Origin of the sequence: Colwellia piezophila ATCC BAA-637, from assembly GCF_000378625.1 — a bacterium.
Classification (GTDB): Bacteria; Pseudomonadota; Gammaproteobacteria; order Enterobacterales; family Alteromonadaceae; genus Colwellia; species Colwellia piezophila.
Map to the genome: position 1 here is coordinate 63,492 of NZ_KB905162.1, position 25,189 is coordinate 88,680.

At 36.4% G+C, this 25,189-nt stretch carries 23 protein-coding genes and 3 pseudogenes; 19 read left to right on the forward strand and 7 right to left on the reverse strand.

All coding sequences use genetic code 11. The annotated features are described in order from the left end of the window. Nucleotides 1-289 precede the first annotated feature (289 nt). The 3 genes from F580_RS0106145 (at nt 290) to F580_RS24055 (ending at nt 2,706) form a co-directional block, all read left to right on the forward strand. Nucleotides 290-1,264 carry an MBL fold metallo-hydrolase gene (locus F580_RS0106145; RefSeq protein ID WP_019026822.1) on the forward strand — a complete coding sequence of 325 codons (975 nt, stop codon included), beginning with the start codon at nt 290-292 and terminating at the stop codon, nt 1,262-1,264. A gap of 414 nt (nt 1,265-1,678) precedes the next feature. Beyond that, nucleotides 1,679-2,035 (forward strand): hypothetical protein, encoded by a 357-nt coding sequence (locus F580_RS0106150; RefSeq protein ID WP_026301280.1) that lies wholly within the window; start codon nt 1,679-1,681, stop codon nt 2,033-2,035. A 176-nt stretch (nt 2,036-2,211) separates the two neighbouring features. Further along, complete coding sequence (locus F580_RS24055) at nt 2,212-2,706, forward strand: FKBP-type peptidyl-prolyl cis-trans isomerase (RefSeq protein WP_019026824.1); 495 nt, start codon at nt 2,212-2,214, stop codon at nt 2,704-2,706. 99 nt (nt 2,707-2,805) lie between these two features. Here F580_RS24055 and F580_RS26280 read toward each other — a convergent pair whose 3' ends face one another. After that, nucleotides 2,806-2,946, reverse strand: coding sequence for a hypothetical protein (locus tag F580_RS26280; protein WP_019026825.1), 141 nt, complete (start codon nt 2,944-2,946; stop codon nt 2,806-2,808). Nucleotides 2,947-3,346: 400 nt separating this feature from the next. On the opposite strand from F580_RS26280, the gene F580_RS0106165 reads away from it, so the two are divergent. The 4 genes from F580_RS0106165 to F580_RS0106185 all read left to right on the forward strand — a co-directional run bounded on the left by F580_RS0106165 (nt 3,347) and on the right by F580_RS0106185 (nt 8,037). Continuing rightward, entirely contained in the window at nt 3,347-4,147 is an 801-nt protein-coding gene (locus tag F580_RS0106165; protein WP_019026826.1) for a type 2 periplasmic-binding domain-containing protein, read from the forward strand. Nucleotides 4,148-4,565: 418 nt separating this feature from the next. Continuing rightward, complete coding sequence (locus F580_RS0106170; protein WP_019026827.1) at nt 4,566-5,471, forward strand: TolB family protein; 906 nt, start codon at nt 4,566-4,568, stop codon at nt 5,469-5,471. 183 nt (nt 5,472-5,654) lie between these two features. Continuing rightward, complete coding sequence (locus F580_RS0106175) at nt 5,655-6,644, forward strand: hypothetical protein (RefSeq protein WP_019026828.1); 990 nt, start codon at nt 5,655-5,657, stop codon at nt 6,642-6,644. A gap of 319 nt (nt 6,645-6,963) precedes the next feature. After that, nucleotides 6,964-8,037 (forward strand): type 1 glutamine amidotransferase domain-containing protein, encoded by a 1,074-nt coding sequence (locus F580_RS0106185; RefSeq protein WP_019026830.1) that lies wholly within the window; start codon nt 6,964-6,966, stop codon nt 8,035-8,037. A gap of 185 nt (nt 8,038-8,222) precedes the next feature. On the opposite strand, the gene F580_RS0106190 is transcribed toward F580_RS0106185, so the two are convergent. Next, nucleotides 8,223-9,611, reverse strand: coding sequence for a GAF domain-containing sensor histidine kinase (locus F580_RS0106190; protein ID WP_019026831.1), 1,389 nt, complete (start codon nt 9,609-9,611; stop codon nt 8,223-8,225). A gap of 4 nt (nt 9,612-9,615) precedes the next feature. Continuing rightward, a complete protein-coding gene (locus F580_RS0106195) occupies nt 9,616-11,160 on the reverse strand; it encodes an HD domain-containing phosphohydrolase (protein ID WP_019026832.1) in 1,545 nt (514 codons plus the stop codon). 847 nt (nt 11,161-12,007) lie between these two features. Here F580_RS0106195 and F580_RS0106200 point away from each other — a divergent pair. Beyond that, the gene (locus tag F580_RS0106200) at nt 12,008-12,370 is read left to right on the forward strand and encodes a hypothetical protein (RefSeq protein ID WP_019026833.1); all 363 of its coding nucleotides are present in this window, start codon (nt 12,008-12,010) and stop codon (nt 12,368-12,370) included. Between the two features lie 500 nt (nt 12,371-12,870). Here the strand turns inward: F580_RS0106200 and F580_RS0106205 are convergent. After that, nucleotides 12,871-13,191 (reverse strand): annotated as a pseudogene (locus F580_RS0106205) (DUF3360 family protein); the annotation flags it as partial. On the opposite strand from F580_RS0106205, the pseudogene F580_RS26805 reads away from it, so the two are divergent. The 6 genes and pseudogenes from F580_RS26805 to F580_RS26810 form a co-directional block, all read left to right on the forward strand. Then, nucleotides 13,190-13,342: pseudogene (locus F580_RS26805) on the forward strand (MmcQ/YjbR family DNA-binding protein); the annotation flags it as partial. The pseudogenes F580_RS0106205 and F580_RS26805 sit on opposite strands and share 2 nt — an antisense overlap. Nucleotides 13,343-13,393: 51 nt before the next feature. Further along, a complete protein-coding gene (locus F580_RS0106215) occupies nt 13,394-13,795 on the forward strand; it encodes a hypothetical protein (protein WP_157443018.1) in 402 nt (133 codons plus the stop codon). A 78-nt stretch (nt 13,796-13,873) separates the two neighbouring features. Beyond that, a complete protein-coding gene (locus F580_RS0106220; protein ID WP_019026837.1) occupies nt 13,874-14,860 on the forward strand; it encodes a S41 family peptidase in 987 nt (328 codons plus the stop codon). 41 nt (nt 14,861-14,901) lie between these two features. Then, the gene (locus tag F580_RS26575) at nt 14,902-15,045 is read left to right on the forward strand and encodes an MmcQ/YjbR family DNA-binding protein (protein ID WP_019026838.1); all 144 of its coding nucleotides are present in this window, start codon (nt 14,902-14,904) and stop codon (nt 15,043-15,045) included. A 93-nt stretch (nt 15,046-15,138) separates the two neighbouring features. Beyond that, on the forward strand, nt 15,139-15,570 hold the full coding sequence (locus F580_RS0106230) for a hypothetical protein (RefSeq protein WP_019026839.1): 432 nt from the start codon (nt 15,139-15,141) through the stop codon (nt 15,568-15,570). A gap of 116 nt (nt 15,571-15,686) precedes the next feature. After that, a pseudogene (locus tag F580_RS26810) lies at nt 15,687-15,812 on the forward strand (MmcQ/YjbR family DNA-binding protein); the annotation flags it as partial. 74 nt (nt 15,813-15,886) lie between these two features. Here F580_RS26810 and F580_RS0106235 read toward each other — a convergent pair. Both F580_RS0106235 and F580_RS0106240 read right to left on the reverse strand, forming a co-directional pair. Further along, nucleotides 15,887-17,422: a carotenoid oxygenase family protein gene (locus F580_RS0106235; RefSeq protein WP_019026840.1), complete on the reverse strand. Its 1,536-nt coding sequence runs from the start codon at nt 17,420-17,422 to the stop codon at nt 15,887-15,889. A gap of 24 nt (nt 17,423-17,446) precedes the next feature. Then, nucleotides 17,447-17,878 (reverse strand): DUF2141 domain-containing protein, encoded by a 432-nt coding sequence (locus tag F580_RS0106240; RefSeq protein ID WP_019026841.1) that lies wholly within the window; start codon nt 17,876-17,878, stop codon nt 17,447-17,449. Between the two features lie 229 nt (nt 17,879-18,107). Between F580_RS0106240 and F580_RS25435 the strand changes: the two genes are divergently transcribed. From F580_RS25435 to F580_RS24070, 4 genes are all read left to right on the forward strand, one after another. After that, the gene (locus tag F580_RS25435; RefSeq protein WP_019026842.1) at nt 18,108-18,878 is read left to right on the forward strand and encodes a LytTR family DNA-binding domain-containing protein; all 771 of its coding nucleotides are present in this window, start codon (nt 18,108-18,110) and stop codon (nt 18,876-18,878) included. 282 nt (nt 18,879-19,160) lie between these two features. Beyond that, nucleotides 19,161-19,721 (forward strand): hypothetical protein, encoded by a 561-nt coding sequence (locus tag F580_RS0106250; protein ID WP_019026843.1) that lies wholly within the window; start codon nt 19,161-19,163, stop codon nt 19,719-19,721. A gap of 60 nt (nt 19,722-19,781) precedes the next feature. After that, entirely contained in the window at nt 19,782-20,042 is a 261-nt protein-coding gene (locus F580_RS0106255; RefSeq protein WP_157443019.1) for a hypothetical protein, read from the forward strand. A 1-nt stretch (nt 20,043) separates the two neighbouring features. Further along, nucleotides 20,044-20,421 (forward strand): recombinase family protein, encoded by a 378-nt coding sequence (locus tag F580_RS24070; protein ID WP_019026845.1) that lies wholly within the window; start codon nt 20,044-20,046, stop codon nt 20,419-20,421. Between the two features lie 419 nt (nt 20,422-20,840). Here the strand turns inward: F580_RS24070 and F580_RS0106265 are convergent, their stop codons facing one another. Further along, entirely contained in the window at nt 20,841-21,791 is a 951-nt protein-coding gene (locus F580_RS0106265; RefSeq protein WP_157443020.1) for a transporter substrate-binding domain-containing protein, read from the reverse strand. A 417-nt stretch (nt 21,792-22,208) separates the two neighbouring features. On the opposite strand from F580_RS0106265, the gene F580_RS0106270 reads away from it, so the two are divergent. After that, nucleotides 22,209-25,040 carry a M16 family metallopeptidase gene (locus F580_RS0106270; RefSeq protein WP_425393318.1) on the forward strand — a complete coding sequence of 944 codons (2,832 nt, stop codon included), beginning with the start codon at nt 22,209-22,211 and terminating at the stop codon, nt 25,038-25,040. Nucleotides 25,041-25,189: the final 149 nt, after the last annotated feature.

Consider the following 25,189-nt stretch of genomic DNA (forward strand, 5'->3'; position numbering starts at 1 on the left):
CTGTCGCTTTCATGGACGACTACACCGCGACGCCAAGCAGCAATTCATACTCAAGCTCACTATGAATACACCAAACAGATTCGAACACTGTGATGTAAAACCGAACATAAACCTCTAGACTATTTCTTCATTAATAATATAGTTCGTTGATATTATTATATAAATAAAAATAATTAACGTTGGCATAAAACTTTCAATATATTGGTAAGCATTGTAATTATGCAGGTATTAAATCGCTTTAACATCGCTTAACATCGCTTAATACCGCTATACATCGACAAGGACACTTATGAAAAACATTTTATTATTGACTCTATTATTAACTGTTTTTACTACTGTAGTAGAGGCGGGCAAACAAAAAAACACCACTAAGGTCGCTTCAGAAAACATACTTTCTTCACTAACACAAAAGCAATGGATTCATGGCTCACAGGACTGTAATACTAATAAAGACCCTGCCATTGAGGTGTTTCAATATAGTGATTCAAGTTATATCCTGCGCCAGAGTAAGTGTCTGAACTATGAGGCCCCTTTTATTTATGTATTGGTTGGGGATGAAAAAATACTGGTTATTGATACCGGAGCAATCGATGATGTTGAAGAGCTTTCTGTGTATAAAACTGTGTTGGCTATACAAAAGCAACATAACGAAAAAGAGCAGGGTGGTGAGCGTGAGATACTGGTAATACACACGCATAGTCATAGTGATCACTATGGCGGTGATGCCCAGTTTATCGATCAAAAAAAGGTAACCCTAGTATCAGCAAATGCTGATGGTATTAACGACTTTTTTGCCTTTGAGGACTGGCCAAATAAGCCGACTACACTCGAGCTTGGTGGTCGTAGCATTACTATCATTCCAACCCCTGGTCATCAAGAAGAAGCTATTTCAATTTACGATTATCAAACCAAGTGGTTACTTACCGGTGATACATTTTACCCAGGTTATGTTTACATTAAAAACTGGCACGATTACAAAGCTAGTATCAGCCGTTTAACAGTATTTACTAATGAAAATCCTGTTAGCGCCATATTAGGCTCACATATTGAAATGAAAAGCAGTGCTGGTGAATATTATGAAATAGGAACGACATACCAACCCCAAGAGGCTTCTTTAGTTTTAACAACATCAGATTTAGTTGCGTTGAATACAGCACTTAGTGAATTAGATGAGCCAGATAAAGTCGCTTTAGAGCGTTTGATTGTAGAGCCACTAGGATTTTTTCCAAAACTTATTGGTAGTATTGTTGGTCTGTTTTTTTGACAAGTAAATGATCACAATTATAGATACATGCAATATATATAAGGGAAATAGAAGGGGTCGGTGACAAATAGTAATTCTAGTGTTTTGTCACCGACCACTTTATTCTGCCACCCATAATAACTGGTGAATATTACTATCAATAAATTAAGCTTAATTTACCTTCGTGAAGTTTGGTCATTGTTATAGCTAAGTCTTCAATTAACGAGGATACCCACTGATAATTGTTATTCTAATATCAGCTTCTCCGACTATGATGACTAACTCTTTATTAACAGAATTATCTGACTTTAGGTGTGTTCATATCAATAATAGTTTGTTACTTTAACGTAGTATGTCATCAGGTTGGCTTACTAAGTTATGGTCGAACAGCCCTATCAGCCACTAAAAAACAGATTAAATTGGGAGAAATGAACAATGGTAAACATGTTAATTGCATATCAACTTAATGACGGTGATGTTATTGAAATTAATCACCCAGAAGAGTTTGAGTTTAGAGATTTAGATGGAAACAGTTTAGGCAATGCTGAGGTTATCAAGCTTCATAATAATGATCTAATATTGGCTGAAGCCGCTTTTGTAATCTCAGCCGAACATGAGAAAGTTGTTATACCAAGCGATGCCGCATTCATGGAATCAAAAGCAGGAGTAAAACAACCATTTGACTTTAATGGCCTGGTAAAACTCTGTGGTTTTTCTTCTGTTAAATATAAGTTTGATAGACAAGGTGATGAGAACTCTGATTGGGTTGTCGCCTATCCTCTGGAGCATTGATTCAAAAATGAGGCCACTTATACTAGTGGCCTTTGCTATATATGAGAATAACTTATCAGGCTAATTAAGCTATACAGTCAGTTTTGCTATTAGTCATAACCGAGTGAAAAATAATTTCACAAAACCCATGATTAATATAAATCATAAATACCCTATTTATTAGTCGAGAGTAAAAGATGTTATTACGCATTTTATTGGTCAGTTTTACTTGTATCTTGATGGTTGGTTGCGCCAGTTCAAACAGCACTGGTAGCTTGTATAGCCCCGCAGAAGCAAATGCAATAAAAGCTAAACATTGGTTAACCTTTAACCTTAAACGTGAAGGGGTGGCATCCACAGCCTCTGGTTTGCAGTACAAAGTTTTAGAGAAAAGTGCCGGCTGTAAACCTGATACTGATTATAAAGTTACAGTGCACTATAAAATGTTGTCAGTTCAATCGAAAAAAATCATCGACAGTAGTTACCAACGAGGTAATCCTGATAAGTTTCAGCTATCTAAAATGGTTAAAGGTTGGCGTGAAGGCGTACCTATGATGAAGGTTGGTGAAACCTGGGAGCTTTATATGCCGTCTCATTTAGCGTATGGCAGCCGAGGTTTACCAGGCTCAGTTGCCCCCAATAGTGTACTTATCTCGCAAATCACACTTGTTGATGCACGTTGTCAGGACTAGTCACTTAATCAAGTAATAAATGGCGGATAGCTCAGGATCAGAGTAACGTTAATGTTTGGTCGCGACCGCGATAGCCAGTAGGTTTAACCGTGCTTTAAGCTATGATTGCTCTAGTATTTCACGTTGTTCAGCTACTTCAATACGGATATCAAAGTCACGAGGCAAGTTCTCATTGCTATAATCAAACGATGTCACTTCAGCTACATTCTCAGCGCTTAAATGTGTTTGTTGAATTTCCATATTTAAATAACCCCTATTATTAATTTACAGTTAAATTGTGGTAATTTTACGTAATAATTAACTTTAATGTAGCACAAAGGCAATTTAATTCAACTAAATGTAGTTTAATTACGGTTTTTAGGGCTGGTGGTGCCTATAATCGGTAAATGATTTGTTGTTCAAATAGACTTGATTTTTGTTGATATTGTGGTTGTTTGTAATGAGCGAATAATTATCATGACTGGCATCATTAAGACGATGACGTTAATTATCTAGCGGATGTTTTAAAAGTAATGGTTTGATGTTATCACCATTAAAATTTAAATGCCCTTAAGTATGGATGTTCTATCATTCTTACTTGAAAAAAAGGCACATATAACTAAGATAAAACTATGTGTTATTAACTTGAAGGCTATTAAAAATGCTTATCAAAGTTGCCCCCTCTCTCTTACTACTGCTATTTTTATCATACAGCTGCCTAGCTGAAAAATTAACAGTCGCCCTTGGTAATAGACTTGCGCCTTGGGTAATGACTGAAAGTAACGACGGTATTTTGATCGAACTTATTAGTGAGGCTATGGAGCCTTTAGGTTATGAGATAGATAAAGTTTACTTCCCCTATGCTCGACGAGTTAAATCATATCAAGCAAAATTAGTAGGGGTAGTTTGTGATATTAATCAAAATCATATCAACAACTCAGCTCTTGAAGGATATTTTTCAGGTATTATTTATGCCTATAAAAATTACGCCTTTAGTCTTAAAAAAAGAAACTATAGCTTTAGTCATATGAGTGAATTAAGCCAGTACAGTCTATTGTCATGGCAAGGAGCAAGAAAACAACTGGGCAGCACTTATGATTTAATGGCTGCTAGCAACCCTTTTTATATAGAAACTTATGATCAAAAAAACCAAGTTAAAATGCTGTTTCTGGAAAGAGTAGATATTATTCAACTAGATGTGCAAATTTTTGAATTTTATCGTGCAAACCTAATTGAAGAAAATGAAATCGATGGCAATATTGAAATTGATCGCTTTGCTTTATTCGGCACAAATCCAAATGGTTGTTTATTTCATTCAAGTAAAGCTAGAGATGACTTTGTCAAACAAATAGCATTAATGAAAAAAGACGGTCGTTATAATCAAGTTTTTAATAAATATAATAAGGAATTTGACCACAATTTTGAAAAAATCACTTGCGAGAATAACCGCTGTAAAAATTAAATGGTGGTTTTTAAGAACGGGTTAATTCGATTGAAAATTAAAGGGATCGCTGACAAGTAGTAAGCATACTTATTTGTCACGATCCCTTTATTTTAGGAGAACAGAGAATCAAAATGCCAAACCTCAAAAGGGATCGTTAATGGCCTCTATTTGAATTTTTTATATTTAGTAGTTTTAAAATAGCGGTAAAAATCATAAAGTAAACTTAGTTATTAACTCATTTTGTTTGATCTATACCCAAGTCACATGAAGATTCAGGATTCAGCTGGAATTAAAAACGTATTTAGGCAAGGCTTTGATTGAAGATAATGGTTGTTCCATTGTCGAAATTAATAACGCGGTATAAATCATTTTTAAAATAGCATCTTTGAAGTGGTTTGGGTATAGACCCAGTCTTGACCCTCAAAAAGGAGGTCCTTTGAAATATTTATTTTTGCTTATTACTCTTTTGACATCGTCTTATTCATGTGCCGAAGAAAAGGAGGAAAACTCGCTAGCCATACTCAGCCCAAATACTGACATTCACTTATTTCAATTAGCATTCAAAAATGATCGTTATCAATTAAGTAATGGCATCAACATTTCAAATAACCCTGGTTATGACAATCAGCCTTATTTCACACCCAGTAGCCAATCGCTCTTATTTGTTTCAGCACGAGACAGCGCTGAGACGGATGTTTATGAGTATGATATAAAAAATACAAAAACTAGCCAATTGACACAGACCCCGCACAGTGAATATTCACCAAAACCGATAGGGAAAACTGGCAATATTAGCTTTGTCAGTGAGGGCTTTAATCCTTACCAATCTGTTTGGCAACTTGATAGGAAAACCGGTAAACAAACTTGGTTATTAAACTCTAAAGAACCCGTAGGATATTATCAATACAATGATACTACTGGCGATGTGCTATTTTGGTCACGATATGGTTGGAGTGTTCAGTATCTTAATACTAAGCGTAATGAAAACCGCTTTGTTAGTGGTGGTGCTATCCCAAGTACGCCACATCAAATTCCAAACAGTAATCGTTTTAGTTTTGTGCACAGGCAAGCCAATGGTGAAATTTGGATAAAGGCGTTCGACCCCAGTACTTTTTCCATTACGCCAATAGCACCAATTTTTGATAGTAATTATGATTATGCTTGGGCTCCTAATGGCGATATCCTTCGATTTAATAATAACCAACTGCAAGTATGGCCAACAGGAAATAAAGAGCTGACTTGGCAACAAGGGCAAGACTTAAGTTTGCTCGTTAAAGGTGAAATTGGTCGATTAATTGTCAGTCCAGATGGCCAGTTTATTGCTCTTGTAGAAAAGCGTTAAGTTGTAAAACCGTAGTAATACCTTAATAATGCTAATAAAGGGCTCGGTGACAATGAGTCCTAATACTAATTTCCCATCGACAGGCTACTTATTAGGCTACTTATTAGGCCACCCATAATAACTTGTATGTATTTTAATCAATAAACTAAGCTTAATATACCTTTTCTAAGTTTGGTGGTTATTATGCCTAAGCCTCGTTCACAACAGATCAGTCTATTAGATACACCGTATTATCACATTTGCAGCCGTACTGTCCGAAAGGCATTTTTGTGTGGGGTAGATAAGGATACTGGTGTCAGTTTTGAGCACAGGCGCACATGGATTGAAAAGCGTATTTTTCAATTGTCGAAAGTATTTTCTATTGATATTTGCGCCCATGCTGTGATGAATAATCACCTACACCTAGTGTTACACGTAGATGTAGAGAAAGTTAAAATGTGGTCAATTGGTGAGGTTTTGGAGCGCTGGCACCAGTTATTCAAAGGAACACTTCTTACTCAAAAATATTCTAATCAGCAAAATAATCAAGTGCTTGATAAATTCCAACTGGCGATGGTTGAAAGTACGGCTGACATTTACAAAAAACGATTAATGGATATTAGCTGGTTTATGCGCTCATTGAACGAGCCGATAGCCCGACAAGCAAATAAAGAAGACAACTGTACAGGACACTTTTGGGAAGGGCGCTTTAAATCACAGGCACTGCTTGATGAAGGTGCTTTACTGTCGTGCATGGCTTATGTTGATTTAAACCCTGTGCGTGCAGGTATTGCCGCAACACCCGAACAGTCAGATTTCACCAGTATTCAATTACGTATCAAGGCCGCTATTAAAGGTGAGCAACCAACTTCATTATTATCTTTTATGGGGAATGACAAAACACAAAAAACAGCGGGTATTTTCTTTAGTTTACAAGACTACTTAACATTGGTTGATGAAACTGGACGTATCCTGCGTGATGACAAAAGTGGTGCTATCAATGGTAAAACAGCAAATATTCTAGCAAGAATTCATATTAGTGATGAAAGTTGGTTTAAACTGAGTACGGATTTTGAATGTATCTTCACTGGCGCAGCAGGTACCGCTGAACACCTATGTGAGTTTAGCGAGCATGTTGGATTGCAGCGCACACATGGATTGGCTAATGCTCAAGCCTGTTTGAATAGCGCATAACGCTCCCCTTAATTAACCCATGAATCGAGGTTGTTTTATAATAACGGCTTTAACTCGCCTAAAATTCAATGGTTTCGCAAATATGAGTGGTAAACGACATGTTAGAGCCCATTTAATTAATCAGCGGCTTTTTGTTAAGTCCCAAGGGGCAATAACTAGGCTGCCACTAAATTGAATAATTATCATGGGTGGCATAGTTAAGAGAATAAAACTCAAGCCAAATTTTAACAGACCAAACAGAATAATCCTCACCATTTCACATTCATTTCACCTACCGTTTCTTAAGCTAGCGTTAACGAAATTAAAAGGATCGATAGCCATGTTTAAAAAAATAGTCATTACCTTAGTGACCCTAGTGACCCTCGTTACTGGTTTAGGATACGGGGCTAAATATTGGGTAAAAAGTTTATTACCTGAAAAAGCCCACTTTGTTGCAATCAAGCAAACACAAGTTAGTGATTTACCCTACGTTACCGAAAATATCCCAGCGTACCGAGGTAAAATATTAGCGGTGGTGACTAGCGTCGATAAAATGGGCGAAGATAAAGATACCGGTTATGAACACACAGAACTCGCCCGTGCTTACTGGGTTTTTACGGCTAATGGCTTTGCTGTTGATATCGCCAGTCCGAAGGGCGGTAAACCGCCAGTGGTCATCGATGGTGATGATATGGGCGCGTATGATTATGCTTTTTTAAATGACGATACCATTCAGCAAAAGCTGGCAAATACTATTGCGTTGGCAGAGGTAAATCCGAATGATTATGAAGCGGTGTATTTTGTTGGTGGCAAAGGCACTATGTTTGATTTTCCCGACAATGCTGATGTGCAAAATATTGCCAAAACATTGTATCAAAATAACAAGGTAGTTAGTGCTGTGTGTCATGGGCCGGCTGCGCTAGTTAACGTTAAATTAGACAATGGTGAAATGCTGTTGGCAAACAAGAAAGTCAGCGGTTTTACCAACGATGAAGAGTTATTTTTAATTCCTGAGGCGAAACAACTTTTCCCTTTTTTACTTGAAGATAAATTGATTGCCCAAGGCGCTCAATTTCAGGCCGGCAGCACCTATTTAGAGAAAGTAACGCAAGATGGAAAGTTAATTACCGGTCAAAATCCTTGGTCTGTATGGACCCTTGCGGAAAAGGTCGTCGCTGAAATAGGCTACCAACCTAAAAGCCGAGAACGTACACCTGAAGAGCATGCTATCGAACTTTTAATGACTTACGATGCTAGCGGTCTTGCTGCGGCGAAAGCCGAATTAAAACAAAAGCGCCACGCTTATCAACGTATTCTCATTGTGATGCACAGTATTTTAGCCTTTATGCAGTTCGACATGAGTAAAGGCATTGATCTGTTAAGTCTGGCAAACGAGCTAAAACAGCTGAACTAATAAATATCAAGTTGGCATAGTTAAGACCATTTCGTCATAAACTAATGCCAACTTTTACAGAAAATATTTTTAGCGCTACTCGTACAGAGTGTCTCAATGGTGGCTGAGCTGGAAATAGCAGTGACATTTTTATAAAGCGCTAATTATTAAGGATGGTAGTGTAACAACTGTTTATAAATCGAAAACTACAAATGGCTAATTGGAATCGAAATATCATAGCGTAAACCTTCGTTGGCCTCACTTTGAACGGTAATTTTTCCATGTAAGGTTGAAGTGACTAAGTTATAAATGACATGAGTGCCTAAGCCACTGCCACCGCTACCCCTTTTGGTTGTGTAAAATGGTTCGAATAACATTTTTATCTGATCTTCACTTAATCCCTTACCATTATCTTGATAACAAAGAACAAAGTTATCAGTCTCTTTGATAACCGTAATTTTTATATAACCTTTCTCCATATGATTCAAACCATGGATAATTGAGTTATTTATCATATTATTGAGTATTTGTGAAATAGCCCCAGGTATTGTTTCAACCATTAAGTTATCAGGGCAATCAATAAGGATTTCATGAGGCGATTTTTTTAGAATTGGACGCATCGAAAGTAGTATCTCTTCAATATACTCTTTCATGTTTATTTCACGTGCTGCTTCTGAAGATTGGTCAACCGCTATTTCTTTAAAGCTATTAATTAATGTCGCAGCTCTTAATGTATTGGATTCTATTATGGTGCAAGCTTCATCAACATCTTCGAAAAAGTAATCTAGGTGTTTATCTGATGCAGTATTATTGGTTATTTTGTTTTTTAAACTTTTATATTGGTAATGTAAATTAGTTATTGCTGTTACGCATATGCCTATGGGCGTGTTTATTTCATGGGCAATTCCCGCAACTAAATTTCCAAGAGAGGCCATTTTTTCTTTTTGTACTAGCTCATCCTGAGTCTCTTTGAGCGTATTCATCATATTTTCTAACGCTAAATTTTGTTCTTTGATGAGGTTTAGGCCACTTTCAAGGGATTCTTTATCTGCAATTTCTTTATTTATAAACTTTCGTTGTTGAAGAACAATCGCTAAGTTAGAAGCGACAAAAGAAAGTAACTGCAGATCATGCTCATCATACATATTATCACTTGAATAACTTTGTATGATGATTATCCCCATGATCTCTTCATTATTAGTAATTGGTACTCCCATCCAACTAGTACTTAAGGAACCGACTAATTTTGATATCTCGCCTTGTTTTTCGAGTGCTTTAATGTCTTCTGCGGTCAAAAGGCAGGGCTTGTTTTTCCTAATGACATAAGAAGAAATTCCTTCGCCAATAGGCATCGTTTTGCCAATACTGTCTTCTGTATCTTTTTCATCAACAAAGTAATCAAAAATAATTAATTCTTCAATGGGGTCATATAAAAAGATGCCAATATTTTTGATATAAATTATTTCAGAAATGATCTCATGAATATTTTTATAAATTTGAATTAGGGTTAATTTAGACAAAACAAGTGAAGAAATCTTTAACAAGGCACTTATAACATTGAGGTTAGTTTTGTTAGAATTTTTATGTAAATTCATATGATTATAAGCCGTCACTTTTTGTCAGTTTATTATTTATTTCAATTATATCGTCAAGTCTATTGATAAGGGCAGAGACAACTTGAGGATCGAAATGTTTATTAGTTTCTTCCTTAAGTAGTTTTAAAATATCTTCTAAGGCCCAAGGCTCTTTATAACAACGTTTGTGAATTAATGCATCAAACACGTCCGCAACGGCCACTATCCTTGCAAAAATATGAATGTCATCGCCTTTGAGTCCTGCGGGGTATCCGGTTCCGTCATATTTTTCATGGTGTTGTTGGGCGATGATTGCCGCAGCATTTAATATAGGCCGTTCAGAGCCAGATAGGATATCAAAACCTATTTGGGCATGCTGTTTCATGATGACCATTTCTTCGTCGGTTAATCTGCCTGGTTTTAATAAAATGCTATCGGGAGTCGATATTTTACCTACATCATGCATTGGTGTAGCTTGCTTTAAAATTTCACAGTCACTGTCAGATAAATTTAATTCTCTCCCTAATATGTAACAAAATTCTGACATGCGTTTAATATGATTGCCTGCTTCTTTTGACCTGGACTCTACTGCATTGCCTAATCGATTAATTAAGTCTTCTTGGGTTTTTATTATTTCTTCATTGAGCAATAAATTATCAAACGCAATACCTATGCTGTTAGAAAATAAATTAAGCAACTGAATGTTAATGTCAGTTAATTGCTTAATCTGACTTCCTTTTAGGTACAGTAAATTTTCTTGATCACTCTTGGAGGGGAAATAGGCAACATAGTGATCATCTTCATAAACACTACCTTTTATTCTTCTGGCCTTATCCAATAATTCAATAGCTTTGGGATCTAAACTATTCTTTGATGAAATATCCCCGCACTCAGCAATTATTTGATAATCGTTTGCATAACAAATTGTTCCAGCCCCTTCTACGGTTTTTATTAAGGCGCCTTCTTGGTCTACATGAATTAAGGATACAACTTGTTGTAATAACCCGTTAAAAAAATGTTTTAAGGTTTTCTTTTCAAGTAAGTCCGTTGTGGATTCAATAACTTGCTGTAACCCTCTTCGATAAGCTCTTTCATAAGTCATAGACTGGTCGATTTTCATTAAATCGCGATAAGCTCTTAATGCAGTGACAACTGAGGTGAACAATTTAGTTCTATCGAGCTCGGTTTTTTGTTTGTAGTCATTAATATCATAATTCATAATAACTTCTTCTTCGGGGGCCTGCCCTGGCTGTCCGGTTCTAAGTATTATCCGGGTAAAAACATTCTTTTTTTCTTCTCGTAGCCATTTAGCAACTTTTAAACCTGCATCGTCAGTCTCCATAACAACATCAAGAAATATTAAGGCTATATCATCATTTTCTTCGAGTATTTTCTTTGCTTCACTTGAATTAAAAGCACTTAAAAACTCGAGTCCTCTTTCTTCTAATTCGAAACGTTTTAGTGCCATTTTAGTGACTGTGTGTATGTCTATTTCATCGTCAACAATGAGTATTCGCCAAGGTTCCAATGATGATTTTTTTTCATCACTTTTAAGTAAAGTGAAAGGCATAGTTATGATACTAATAATTGGAGTGATAGGTTTATTTTAGCTTGAATTATTTAGAAGTAAAAAAACAACAAAAATAAATATCAAAAGTATGAATAAGGTAGGGTAATTCACGGGTTCAGAATTGAGATTAATATAACCCTTATGATTTACTCGTTACTTCTAACGAGCTTACGGTTAAGTTACCTTATTCTATTTTTAGTCTGCTAATTAAAATACTCATTATTGCGGGTTAATAATCAACATAGATGCCGTGATAAATTCATTATAAGATATGGGCGGCCTAGCGTTCTAACCCTCAGTTCGTCAATACCTTTTCAAATACGTTTTCAAATAGAAAATCAAATTCAGCTATATTATTGAATCTTCAAAAGAGGGAAGGTGACAAAGGGTAACTCTACTTATTTGTCATCGTTTCTTTGATTTTTTCACCACTAATACTATGAAATGGTTGCCCTTGTGCACGGGTGAATTGCCTTAGCGGCTAGATTTTATCCGGCAGTTAAGCTAATTAATCATGCAGACTGTTGCTTATTAACGACAGAGCTTTCATTTTTAAATATAAAAACACTGCTTGTTTTATAAGAATTTATCACCTCATTCCTTATGTATTTAGCACTAAATACACTTGTTCTTTTTTAGTCTGTTGTCAGTTGGCGACAGTATAAGCATCGGTTTTTTGCAACGTTTACCGAAAGTACTTTAAAAACAGTTAATTACCACTGTGGTCTGCTTTGTGCTAACTAAAACGACAAACTTAAAAAAAAAATAAGATCTATTTATTACGACGTTGATTGCCTTGCCATCGACATTCACATAATAAAAAGCCTAAACCCAAAAGGTAACTTACATGTCTAAGACTATTGCTCATTCCCCGCAGAAAAAAGCCACTCGCTGCATTAAAATTGATCGTTGGATTTTTGAAATTAAAACGGTTCGAGCTATACGCGTAGATGAATACGGGCAGCCTTATTCAGGTATCGCTAATATAAATATTAATGGCGACAAAGCTTATATTGATGGCTTGATGACAAACTCAGACTGTGATTTTGACCGCGAAGATTTTGCGGCGTTCAAAGCTTACTTACAGCAATTAGATATTACTAAAGCCGAATTTGACCGTTATAAAAACCAAGAGGCCATTTCTAAATCATTGGATGTTCCACCATTAAAGGGCAGAAAAATAGCATTGAAATTAGCGACTGCTTGCTAATTCAGTGAGAAAAATTAACTGAATAAAGGAATCAGTGACCAAGCGTTATAATACTAGTTTGTCACCGAGCCTCTATTCACACTTTTACTCTTTGTTATACCAAGTCCATTAAGTTAGTTCCCACTCAGAGCTTGCCAGCGTTTTGAGAGCAAATAGAATTTTTTTGCATATAGTCATTCTATATGAAAGAAATTCTGTGAGGTTATCGAATCGCTGGAAAGCTCCCGAAGGGCGAGTACCTAATAAAAAGTAAAGGCTTACATCCAACGTTATTGTTTTTGATAAAGACGCTGCATAGATGCAGCTTAATAGAGAGTGCAGACGGTACAGGAACTACCTTATTAGATAATGCAGACGGTACAGGAAGTACCTTATTAGATAATGCAGGAGCATATTATCATGAGCAGATTCTCCTGAATAACCATTATCTGCAATCAATGCCTACCTCTAAGACTTCTAACTCTCGCTGAGTGAGGAGAAGCTTATTGGAATTGGTATTATTAACCCAAGCCTGGTATTAATGCTGGAATACCAGGCAACATACCTACCAATGCCATGACCCCAGTTAATACCACAAACATAATACTCGGAATTATCCAGCGACTCATCTTAGTTAATCCCGAACTACGCTCTTTACAGCCAACCAAGCCAAGGTTGTCGAGCAGCATAGTCAGCGCCCAACCAAAAGCGGGGTTAACCAGTGCCGAATAAAATATATCAATGGCCGCAGATTGGGTTGTTTTACCTTCACGGGTCATTTCCATGCCGGCTTCAAGCAAGGGAATAAATACCCCTACCACTAATGCTACACATAACACGGGTTACCATATGGCCAAACGTTTGTGGGTCACGGTTATTCTTGATGGAACAATCCCAAAAGGTGAAATTGAGAGGATGATAGATAATTCGTTTAGGTTGGTGGTGAGTAAAATGACCAAGAAGGATCAGCAGTCAATTTTGATTCACCTTTAACAAATGTTACACTGGAAAACTAAATTAACTAGGCGATAAGGTATTTCTATTTTGTTAAAAAGATTACTTTATGTTATCGCACCATTAGTCCTTATTTTAACGCTAGGGTTGATGATGTCACCAACTGAATTAAGCACTCCTCTTTTATATGAAAATGGATCGCCTGTTAAAGTGTCAATAGTGGAGGTTAGTAACACTTCTAATAGCGATGGCGTGATAACTAATGTTAACCAAGCCTTTAATTTTAATCATATTAATCAACTATCGGTTAATTATATATTTGTAGCTTTACTCGCTATATTCTTTGTTTTTGTTGTAAGTTTTAGAAACTTCAAATTAGCTATATTGCCTCCGCCTTGGTACGTTATTTTAAAATATAGTTCACGCTTATCTATGTCTGGCTGGAAAGTCAGTAACTTGCTTTATAAATCTAAATTACTTTTTCAGTTTTAAACTTATTTCCTATCTTATTGGAACCTACTGACTTGTGCTCGTAGGTTCGTTTACTGTATTGAAAATAAAGGTAAAAAAATGAAATTAATTAGAATTATATTATGGTCAATTATACTTTGTTTAAATGTAGGTATAACTCAAATATTTGCACTTGAAGCCGTGAATTTTGATGCTCGCTTTACTCAGAAAGATATTACTAAAAGTATCAACGAAGTCATTGAGGTATTAGAGCATGACTACATTTACCCTGAAAAATCCAAACTCATAATTAGCAAGTTAAAGTATAAGCTAGCATCAAATGACTTTAATCAAATAGATAAATTAGGAGCTTTTGTTAATGAATTAGGCGTACTTATTCGTAATGTAAGTGGTGATAGTTATTTAGATATTATGGAAACAAATCCTTTCGTTGTCATTGGTCACACACCCGTTCACGCAAAACAAAAGGATATGGAAAATTTTGGCTTTGAAAAGGTAGAAATACTTGCAGGTAATATAGGGTATTTGAAGTTAAATTTTTTCTCTCAAAGCGTAAATGCTGAATTGAGGGCAGCTCATGCATTCGACTACTTGTCTGGGGCTGATGCTATCATTATTGATTTACGAGATGTAGAAGGTGAGTCAATATCTCTTGCACAATATATGATGGGCTTTTTTGTCGAAACAAATACAACATTGGCTAATGTGGTATACGACAGACAAAAACAGTCTCAAATTTTAAAGTCGCCTAAAAAGTTAGGCTTTGAACATTTTAAGCAAGATTACCCTGTTTATATACTTACATCTGCATTCGTTTCTGGTACCGGCGAATTTTTTAGCTACACACTAAAGAATTTTAAAAAGGCCGTTATTGTAGGTGAAAAAACGATGGGAGTTGCCGTGATATCTAAAAAGCAGAAAGTAAATGAATTCATTAGTATTAATATACCAATTGCTTTTCCTGTACACCCTATAACGAACACTAATTGGGAAGACGAAGGTGTAATTCCTGACGTTAATATTGAGGCTAATCTCAGTTTTGATGTTTCGTATAAATTGGCTAAAGAATATTTAGGCATATTTTAGCTCACGAGTTATTGGGAAATTAAAGTAGCGCTAATGTTTATATGATTAAGATACTCTGGAATACGATCATTCTTGATGGCTCTATTCCTCAAGGTGAAATAGAACGTATGATGGATAATTCGTTTAAGCTAGTAGTAAGTAAAATGGCCAAGAAAGATCAAGCGTCTTTAATTATTCACCTTTAATCATAATCGTTTTTAGAGGATATAGCTTTCGACGTTAATGGCAGCTGATCCGTCAAAGCAATAGTTCATTCCCTTTAACCTAGGTCGTACATAATGAAAATTTCACTGCTCTTTTTACTGTTACTAACTTGTATTAGCTGTAGCGATGAGACTGAATTTTATTCTATCGAAAGTTTCAATGACCAGTTTACCAATGGTTTATTTATTTCAAAATTAATGAATAATAATATTCCATATCAATACGACTACCTGATGGGTGAGCATTATATTTTAGTGCACTTTAGTTTTAAAGAAAGTTTAATTCAACTGCGTAAAGAAAGCTTAAAAGAAGCAAAATCACTTTCGCTAATACACTTGGAAAATGAGTGTAGTCAGCAAAGTTTATCTCAAAAATTCAAAGAGTCTAATGTATTTCATATGACCTTGAATAAACGAGGTATCTCTATGATTAGAATGACGAATAATGATCACGGCAGTAAAAATGTATCCGCTATATTAAGTGCATACGATTGGCGCTGTGATTAATGCCACCCCTATGGCTTAGGCTCTAAGTTGCTATTAAATACTAAGGTGGCTCTTTAGCATTCACAAGCTTTTTCGGTTGAGAATAGATCGCGGTCTTTTAAATGGGTTTATTGTTGCATATGAATAAAAGGTTATAGGACACCGTCATTCTTGATGGCTCGATTCCTAAAGGGGAGGTCGAGCGTATGATGGATGATTCGTATCTGTTGGTGGTGAGTAAAATGACTAAAAAAGATCAGTAATCAAACTTAGTACATTTATAAATAAACTAATCTTTTTAGCTTAGTACATTTATAAATAAACTAATCTTTTTAGCTTAGGATATTTTGAAATTCCCATGGAACCCTAATGGTAAATGGTGTGATAACCAAGCTCTCGCTACAGGGCCATCAGCGATGTTTTCAATGTTAAAAATGTTTACACAAGTACGCTTACTCGGCACATGTAAAGCAGTACCAATTAAATAGCCTGTGCCTTCTTTTTGTTGTGGACAAACCGGAATGTGTTCTTCTACCAAGAAGTCTTTGCCAAAGTCGTAACTTACTAACTTACCTGAATTAGTATTCAATGCGCATACCGTATCGCTCCATAGGCTGTCATGCTTAGAAGATAAGTGATAGAGTCGCTCGTTTTTCAAGCCAACAATATGATTACACACTCTAGGAAACTCACTAGTTGTATCGAGTAATACATGGGATGCAGAGCCATTTGGTTTTAGGATGAAAAAAGCCGTTTGGGCTTTAGTATGTGCGTTATTAGTTTCGCCTTTCATCATATTTGATAAGTTATGAAGTACATCTACATCAGGATAAAGGCTAGCGTCAAATCTAATGGTGCCATCTTTTTCTTCCCAAGCATTGCCATAATGAAAAGCAAAGCCTGCAGGTAATTCATATTCTTTTTTTAATGTTAAGTTAGCTTTATCGATTACTAAAACCCTCATAGGTATATTTTCATCAAAAACAATTTGAGAGAAAAACCCTTGCCGACTTTTATCTGATGAATGCTTCATTTTCAAAGACGGTAAAATAAGTAGTAGATGTTTATCCGTCATTAAAAAATCGTGTAACATTCCACCCTGGTACCGGGTATTTATCAGGGCAACATTGTTAGGTTGGCCGTTAGGTGCTAAATGATATAAAACGATATGGCCTGATGGATTAAGCCCAAAATTCCAGATGTCACCATTAGCTTCTACTTTGGGGTGAGCAGAAAAAGGTAAGCCTTGTAAGGTTTTATTGTATTTACCCGCTTCTCCCAGAATGATTTGCTCGCGATATTCGAGACTTTCAGTATCAATTCTGGTGGGTGAGCCTGCTTCCCATAATGCCCATAAGTCTTCACCCACCGGGATAATATTGGTATTAGCGGTATTGATCATACCCGAGCTCGAAACGGGTAGTGAGTGTTGAATAGGTGTATCTGGTCCCGCATATAAAAATTTTTTCGCCTGCTGTTCTTTTTGATACTTTGGGGTATTAATAAACTTACCCTGATGTACTATTTTCCCATCAGAAAAAGTAAAGCGTTGTAACATGCCATCCCCCTCAAATAAGTGCTGATATCTTTGCTCTTCACGCTCATGCTTTGCCGGACCATTTCGATAAAATGTGCCGTTAATATCTGCTGGGATCTTACCTTCTACTGATAAGACTTGAGGGGGGAAATCATCGACAACATTGGCAAAACCAATCAATTCAGGTGAGTTATTTAGTGCCTGATTAAATAGCTCCTTGTAGTTCACAAACTGCGGACTCTGCTTAGTTGCTGATAACGCTTTAAGAGGCAAGTTGAGAATAAATGCACCAGCACTCAGTGAAGCGATACTTTTTAGTAATTGACGGCGTTGCATGTCGTGACTCCTATTATTTCACTATTAATAAATTGCAGTGGTTTTGTTAATAATCGTATTGCTATTGTCAGGTACAATAAATACCACTTCACTGTAACTAACAGGGCCAAAATTTGGTTTGGCATTATTAGAAAAACCATAACCTTCAACAGGCAGGCCAAATAAATTCGTTTCCAATTCACCATTATTGTTTTCGTCATGGAAAAAGCGTAAAACATATTCTCCTTGGTCAACGTTATTAAATATCACCTTGGTTGAACCTTTTGCAGCGTTCACAACAGAAGCTAATTCGGCATTGCCTTTATGGTAATTTTCCTCACCTTTAAATAACTGAATGTAAAGTTTCCCCTTGTCGCTGTTAATGCCTGATATTTCAAATTCAATATCGCTTGCTTGTACTAAAGATGTCAGTAATATTGAGGTAATGGCGGTGAGTAATAATGACGTTTTTTTCATAATTAATTCCTGTAATAAGTTTATTTTTAGAGTGTGCAATACATAAATAAATAGGTAATTGCGTCTGGCTGGAAATACGATAAAATGTTGTTGTAAAAATAAAAAGCAATATTTCGTGAATGGCAGCAAACTATTCGCAAAAAGCACTATTTAGGATGATTACCCATTGACGAATCGTGAAATAAACCATAAGAATCAACCCGTACCCCCACTTTTCACAAAAAGAAAAATGAAGAGTGCTATAACGGCAATTTTAATTATTGGCGTTTTTATTGGTTTTTTATCGCCCTTTGGTATGGATGAAATACCATTGCAATGGTCGATAAGTTATTGGCTAACAACCTGTACACTTGGTTATATTGTTTATATGCCGCTTACATATTATGGTGATTTACTTTTGATGAAAGTACTGCCAGTGCATTGGTGTCGTATTGCCCTGTCTGCACTCGTTGGCAGTATTTTGATGAGCTTTGTTGTGCCTATTATAAATTGGGTCTTCTTCTCACAACAGGTGGATTACCACGAGCAATTTTGGCAAGTGCTTCCTAAGACTATCGTTATTGGCGGCGCATTAACTTTTGTTAGCTTGATACAAGACTATTTAAGTTGGCAAAAAAATGAATTGTTAGTTCAGAAAAAATTAAATGAAGCGCATCAACAAAGAGCTGAAAAGGAGGGTAATTTACCATTAGAAAAGTTTCTGGCTTTATTGCCGATAGATAAGCGTGGCGAACTGTATTGCTTGGAAATGGCAGATCACTATGTGAAAGTGTATACCAGCCAAGGTCACCATTTACTATTGATGCGTTTTAAAGACGCCCTGAAATTACTCGAAAACTATCCAGGTTTACAAACGCATCGTTCTTGGTGGGTTTCAAAGTCAGCGATAACGGCATTAAAAAAAGACGGTCGAAAAATATCATTATTGCTGGTTAATAAACTTTCAGTACCTGTATCTAGAACCTATGCAGATAATGTCAAATCATCAGATATTCATTAGGGGTTGTTGAACTTTCAAATTACTCTCTGCTATAGGCTAATTTTTAAGGTAACAAGGCGAAAAGAGTGTCATGTAGTTATTCTACTTCAACGATTTTCAACGATGTTAAGTTGAAAATTAGCCATAGCCCTTCGGGTTGCCTTGAAAAAGCGTCACTTTTTGTTGCTTAATAAGCATTTGGAACAACCAAACATTATATTAAGCGCCTCAACTGCCATCTTTTTCAAGTGCAACAGAGTTATAATTTGAAAGGTCAACAGCCCCTAATACTAAGGATAAGCTATGAAGAATGAAGATGGATTTACAGTAATCAACCCTGTACTAGAGCCAACCTCAGATAAGGTTTACAGAGTAGCTAATACAGTTGCATCAATTGTTCCTGCTGGCTCAAATATGTTTCAAGCTGTCTTTACAAGTCCTATACAAAAGAGGACTGATGCTTGGATGAAAGATGTTGAAGTTAGGATTATGGAGCTAGTTAAGCAAGGTAGTACTGACTTTGAAACTTTAGCTAATAGACCTGAGTTCTCTGCAATATTGCTAAGACTGATTCAAGAAGTAGAGGTTAGTAGCCAAGAAGAAAAGTTAGAATTCTTAGGTAACTTTGCAGTTAATTTAGCTTTAGATAATACCTTAGAGGCAGATGAATTATATATGCTAGTTGATATGCTTAAAACTCTTACACCATCACACATTAAGGCTTTGAAGTTATATGACAACCCATCACTCTTTGAAGAAAGACTTATTGAGCTATATGGTTTTGCCAAAAGCTTAATTGATAGTAGAGGTAGTCCACATGTACTTGAATTGAAGCCTTATTCATTTGAAATGAATCCTAGGTAACAAGAAACTCAACCTCATATAGAGCTTTCTAAAATATTTTATAAAGATAGAACTTACAATGTGATGGGTTCTACTAGACACCTAAAGCTTGAGTTAGATTACCCTCACTGGAAATTGGTATACAAACAACTAGATAGCCTTTACCTAGTTGATAAGCTAGATATTGATGATGAAGACAAAGATTATAAAGACAACAGGCTAAGAGTAAGTAGTTTGAAATCTCACGCTAGATTTCATTTTTTCCCATCTAGGCTTTGTACAGCAACAGGAAAGAAACTACTTAAACTACTTACCACTAACAAAACTACTGAGGCTAAATAATATGGCTAACGTAGCTTACCTAAGAGTATCAACAACTGACCAAAACCTAGACAGACAATTAGCTGATATTGGTATTACCTTTGACAAGACTTTTGAAGATAAAGTTAGTGGTAGCTCAATGGATAGACCTGCTTTGATTAACATGCTGGATTATGTGAGAAGTGGAGATACTTTGTATGTTCATAGTATTGACAGGTTAGCTCGTAACTTGGGACACCTTAATGAAATGGTCACTAGCCTGACCTCTAAAGGTATCTCAGTAGTATTTCATAAGGAAAGCCTGACATTTACAGGTAATGACAGCCCAATGAATAGCTTACTACTTAATTTACTTGGTAGCGTTTATCAGTTTGAAAGAGCGATTGCTAAGGAAGGCTGAGCTAGGCTTATGTTTTTGTTGGTAACTTAGATCCTCACCACTTAGTTCTGCCCCCGTTAGCCCATCGACATTTTTTTGAGACTCACCGTTTTTCTCGTTTACGGATTCAGAGGTTTTGACCATTATTTTTCCTTTGCTCACTACTCAAAGCACTATTTCATTTAAGCGGTATAAATTTGATTTAAATGTAGCATGTATAGCTCACCACAATAGCCTCTTTAGACTAGGCAATTAGTCGTAGAATATAGCTGGTTTTGCTCGAAAAATGAGCCATTTAAGGTTTTAGGTAAATTAAAGTAATTAAAAGGAGGGGGATAGCTGAAAATTGTGCTTGTTTGTAATGAATCAAGTTCACATTTTAACTTTATAATCCTAGCTGAGTTTTTATCTCAGACTAGCGGCTTTATACCTTATGGATGTTACTTAGCAGGGGTGATGTATTGTTTTTCAGCGTAATTTTCCGCTAAAAAATGTTGTAAGCCCGTTAATTGTTTAGCGGAGAACCATTTTTTATGTGCTTGGTAATAGTCTTCAGTTTGATAAACTTTAGCGAGTATTTTATTAATATCGTGAATAACACGCTGGCCCAATTCACTTTTTGAACAATTAAAATGTGCAATGAGGTAAGGGGGCGCTCCGGCAATGGTGTATTGCTCTATCAGGGGTTTTTGTGCTTCATTTGGGGTTATATCTACCGGTAAGGCGAGGACAAAATTAACCCGTGATTTGTATAACATTGAACCTAGCGCTCTTACTCGCTGAGTGCCGCCGCGGTAATAGATGTTTGCTGGGTTTATTTGTTTTATTTGTTGGTCAAGGAACTTACCAAAAGATACATCTTGTGCAATCCCCATAATGTGAGTGGGTAAACTTTGAAATACACTAGCAAGATCTTTGATTTCACCCTCAGCATTGAATAGATGTTTAGGTAAGGGAGATTTTGCATTAAAGCGGTAAAGTTTATGTGTTAAGTAAAAGCTTTGCGGATCTGAAAATAGCGAATACTTCCTGCGCTCCGCTGAATCTAATCTATTGGCGAGACAGATATTTTCTTTGCTTTTAAGTGTTCTCATTAACCGAGGCGCTGTCATGCGCACTATTCGAACATCATACTGGTATGATTTTTTTAATTGTTGAATGATTAGATTTTCAATATAGGAAGCGGTTGATGTTTCTGCGGAGTTTTTAGTTAATAGATCGATATTTTCAAGCTTATCTTCGACTAACCAAAGCACTCTTTCCTTAATTATCACCTTTGGTACAGACTTTGTTACGGGATTACTTTGCGCGAGAGCGCTATCAAGTGTGCCGATAAAAATTGCAAAACCACATAGTGTCGCCATCATTGGAGTCAGGGGGAATATATTCAAGGAAGTATCTTCGGTGTATAGAATTAGGGCATATTAGCGGAATTCCGTTTAATAAAATAGCTTTAATAATAAGCTAAAGTTTATTAAAGCGGAGGCAAAAAAATAAGGGGGCAACGCCGCGACACCAAGCAGAGAAATAAACGCCAAGCAGTTCAATTAATTAATGACAAGTGAAGCGGCTGCTGTTGTTGATGAATGACTTATATTACCAGCTTAGGGCAGGATCCTTATGGTGTAACTAAATTGTTACAGGGTGTCGCAACTTTAACTCGCAAAACTAATGAAATACTGCTCAGAGTTACATAAGATACCAGGATAATAATATAGGGGATAATGATGAAAGTTAAGATGGAAAATAAGATGAAAAAGAAATATTTGGCGGCGGTAATAGCGGCAAGTTTAACGTTATCTGCCTGTATGGCAACCACAGCTGACACTAGCAATAACGTGTCGCAGCAATTAGCTGCAAATGAAGCCAATAAAGTCTTTAGCCAAAAATACTTATTTAAAGAATTAGCTAATGGTTTACGGGTGTTAATTGTGAAAACTGACTATCCAGATCTCGTTTCAGTACAAATCCCGGTGTCAGTAGGCTCGCGTGATGAAGACGAAGCGGGTAAAACTGGCTTTGCGCATTTCTTTGAACATATGATGTTTAAGGGCTCAGAAAAATTCCCACAAGATGTTTACTCTGATTTATTTAAAAATGCTGGTGTTGATAACGGTGCTTACACGACCAACGATTACACTAATTATCACTTAGATTTTTCTAAAGCTCATTTAGATAAAGTATTAGAGATTCAAGCGGATCACTTTAAAAATCTTAAATACACCGATGCTCAATTTAAAACTGAAGCGTTAACCGTAAAAGGCGAATACTTAAAAAACAATGCTAGCCCAACTCGCAAGCTATTAGCGGCTGTGCGCAAAGAAGCATTTGAGAGTCATACTTATAAACATACCACCATGGGATTCTTTGAAGATGTAGAAGCCATGCCTAACCAAATTGCTTATGGTGAGAAGTTCTTTAATCAGTTTTATAAGCCAGAATATGTATCTTTAGTGATTGTTGGTGATGTAGAGCCAGAAGCGACCATGGCGATGGTAGAAAAACATTGGGGCAGTTGGAAAAAGGGTGATTTTGTTAACGAAATCGCGCCAGAGCCAAAGCAAGAAGCACCGAAATATGTCCATGAAAAATTTGATGGTTTACCGGGTCATTGGCTATTAGTTTCTTATAAAGGCTCTGATTGGCAACCGAAGAAAAAAGATCGTGCCGCTTTAGATTTAATTTCTGAATTATATTTCTCAAATAACTCAGCCTTATATCAAGAGCTAGTGGTAGATAAGCAGTTGGCGAGCCAAATGTTTAACTATAACCCGGAAACAAAAGATGCCGGTTTACGTCACGTATTCATCAAAGTGAATGAAGAAAAAGATTTAGCGGTTGTCCGTGATGCGATAAATCGTACCTATGTACAAGCACGTACCGAGCTAGTTTCTGCACAAAAGCTTAATGATCTAAAATCTAATTTAAAATACAGTTTTGTTAATAGCTTAGATTCATCAGAGGCTATCGCGGCAACACTTGCTGGGTATATGCATTTTGATCGTGATCCGGAAACGATCAACCACTTATATAATAGCTTTGACAATATTTCTGCAGAAGATATTAAAGACATCGCCAATCAATATTTTGTCGATGAAAATCGCACCACAGTAACGTTATCAGCATTAGATAAAATTGCTGGTTTTGCCCAAGAAGTTGACCTAAACGGCGCGGTGGCAAAAATTGAGATGGAAAAGGCTAATCCTAGCGCACCGCTATTTACGGTATTAGATAAAACCAATGACTCACCGTTGATTGATATTAACTTCCTATTTTATACCGGTGCAGCAGCTGATCCTGTAGGTAAGAAAGGCGTAGCGGCATTGACTGCACGCATGCTAACCCAAGGTGGCTCAGTAACGCGTAGCTATAAAGACATTCAAAAAGGTTTATACCCTTTAGCAGGAAGATTCTCGTCTCAGCTTGATAAAGAAATGATGTCATTTACTGGCCGTGTTCACAAAGACAATGCTGACCAATGGTATCAACTGATTAGTGATCAATTATTAAACCCTGGTTGGCGTGAAGATGACTTTAAGCGTCTGAAGAAAGAGTTAATTGAGGGTATTAAATCAGGTCTTAAATCGTCTAATGATGAAGAGTTAGGTAAAGAGGTGCTTTATAGCGAGCTTTATCAGGGCCATGTTTATGAAAATTTCAATAGTGGTGATTTATCTGACTTAGCAACAATCACCATTGAAGATGTTAAAGCTTTCTACAACAGTCAACTTACCCAAGCTAAATTAAACGTAGGTATTACTGGCGCTATGTCCAATGCGTTAAAAGCACAGTTAATCTCTGACTTAACGGCACTACCTGTTGGTGATGAAAAGCGCTTAACTATTGCTAAAGCGCCGGTTTTAAAAGGTCATCATGCGACTATAATTGAAAAGAATGCGCAATCAACAGCAGTCTCTTTTGGTTTCCCAATTGATACTATTCGCAGTGACAAAGACTGGGCCGCGCTTTGGTTAGTGCGTTCATATTTTGGTGAACATCGTAGTTCTAACAGCTACTTGTATCAACAAATACGTCAAGCGCGTGGTATGAATTACGGTGATTATTCTTATATTGAATATTTCCCACGCGGTATGTACCAAACTAAGCCTGACGCAAACTTAGGTCGTTCAAGCCAAATTTTCCAAGTTTGGTTACGTCCTTTACGTTCAAACAATGATGCGCATTTTGCCACGCGTGCCGCTTTATATGAATTGGACAAGTTGATTGAAAATGGCATGAGCGAAAAAGACTTTCAGGCAACACGTAATTATTTAACTAACTATGCGCCGCAATTAGTGGCTAGCCAAGACCAGCAGTTAGGTTACGCACTTGATAGTGAATTTTATCAAACAGAAGAGTTTGTTAAGTATGTACGTGGCGAGTTTGCCAAACTATCGTTAGCTGATGTCAATCGTGTCATTAAAGAGAACTTACAAACTGATGATATTCATTATGTTTTCATCTCAAGCGATGGTAAAGATATGAAAAAACGTTTGTTGTCTGAGCAAGTATCACCGTTAACCTATAACAGTGAAAAACCAGCAGAGCTTTTAGCTACCGATAAAATTATTGAAAGCTACAAGTTAACGCTGCCGTCTAAAAATGTTGAAGTTATTGAGATAGATAGCGTATTTAAATAGGTTATTTAATTACGCTTTTAGTTAAAGTTTTAAACTAAGGTATTAAACTAAGGTTTTAGTTAAGATTTTAACTCAGCCAAACGATAACTCAGTATTCAACTGATTGGGCTTGCCAGTCTTTACTAAACACCACGCTTGTCGTGGTGTTT

Coding starts and splice junctions, on each gene's coding strand:
- F580_RS0106145 (WP_019026822.1), top strand. CDS start 290: ATGAAAAACATTTTATTATTGACTCTATTATTAACTGTTTTTACTACT.
- F580_RS0106150 (WP_026301280.1), top strand. CDS start 1,679: ATGGTAAACATGTTAATTGCATATCAACTTAATGACGGTGATGTTATT.
- F580_RS24055 (WP_019026824.1), top strand. CDS start 2,212: ATGTTATTACGCATTTTATTGGTCAGTTTTACTTGTATCTTGATGGTT.
- F580_RS26280 (WP_019026825.1), bottom strand. CDS start 2,946: ATGGAAATTCAACAAACACATTTAAGCGCTGAGAATGTAGCTGAAGTG.
- F580_RS0106165 (WP_019026826.1), top strand. CDS start 3,347: ATGCTTATCAAAGTTGCCCCCTCTCTCTTACTACTGCTATTTTTATCA.
- F580_RS0106175 (WP_019026828.1), top strand. CDS start 5,655: ATGCCTAAGCCTCGTTCACAACAGATCAGTCTATTAGATACACCGTAT.
- F580_RS0106185 (WP_019026830.1), top strand. CDS start 6,964: ATGTTTAAAAAAATAGTCATTACCTTAGTGACCCTAGTGACCCTCGTT.
- F580_RS0106190 (WP_019026831.1), bottom strand. CDS start 9,611: ATGAATTTACATAAAAATTCTAACAAAACTAACCTCAATGTTATAAGT.
- F580_RS0106195 (WP_019026832.1), bottom strand. CDS start 11,160: ATGCCTTTCACTTTACTTAAAAGTGATGAAAAAAAATCATCATTGGAA.
- F580_RS0106200 (WP_019026833.1), top strand. CDS start 12,008: ATGTCTAAGACTATTGCTCATTCCCCGCAGAAAAAAGCCACTCGCTGC.
- F580_RS0106220 (WP_019026837.1), top strand. CDS start 13,874: ATGAAATTAATTAGAATTATATTATGGTCAATTATACTTTGTTTAAAT.
- F580_RS26575 (WP_019026838.1), top strand. CDS start 14,902: ATGATTAAGATACTCTGGAATACGATCATTCTTGATGGCTCTATTCCT.
- F580_RS0106230 (WP_019026839.1), top strand. CDS start 15,139: ATGAAAATTTCACTGCTCTTTTTACTGTTACTAACTTGTATTAGCTGT.
- F580_RS0106235 (WP_019026840.1), bottom strand. CDS start 17,422: ATGCAACGCCGTCAATTACTAAAAAGTATCGCTTCACTGAGTGCTGGT.
- F580_RS0106240 (WP_019026841.1), bottom strand. CDS start 17,878: ATGAAAAAAACGTCATTATTACTCACCGCCATTACCTCAATATTACTG.
- F580_RS25435 (WP_019026842.1), top strand. CDS start 18,108: ATGAAGAGTGCTATAACGGCAATTTTAATTATTGGCGTTTTTATTGGT.
- F580_RS0106250 (WP_019026843.1), top strand. CDS start 19,161: ATGAAGAATGAAGATGGATTTACAGTAATCAACCCTGTACTAGAGCCA.
- F580_RS24070 (WP_019026845.1), top strand. CDS start 20,044: ATGGCTAACGTAGCTTACCTAAGAGTATCAACAACTGACCAAAACCTA.
- F580_RS0106270 (WP_425393318.1), top strand. CDS start 22,209: ATGGCAACCACAGCTGACACTAGCAATAACGTGTCGCAGCAATTAGCT.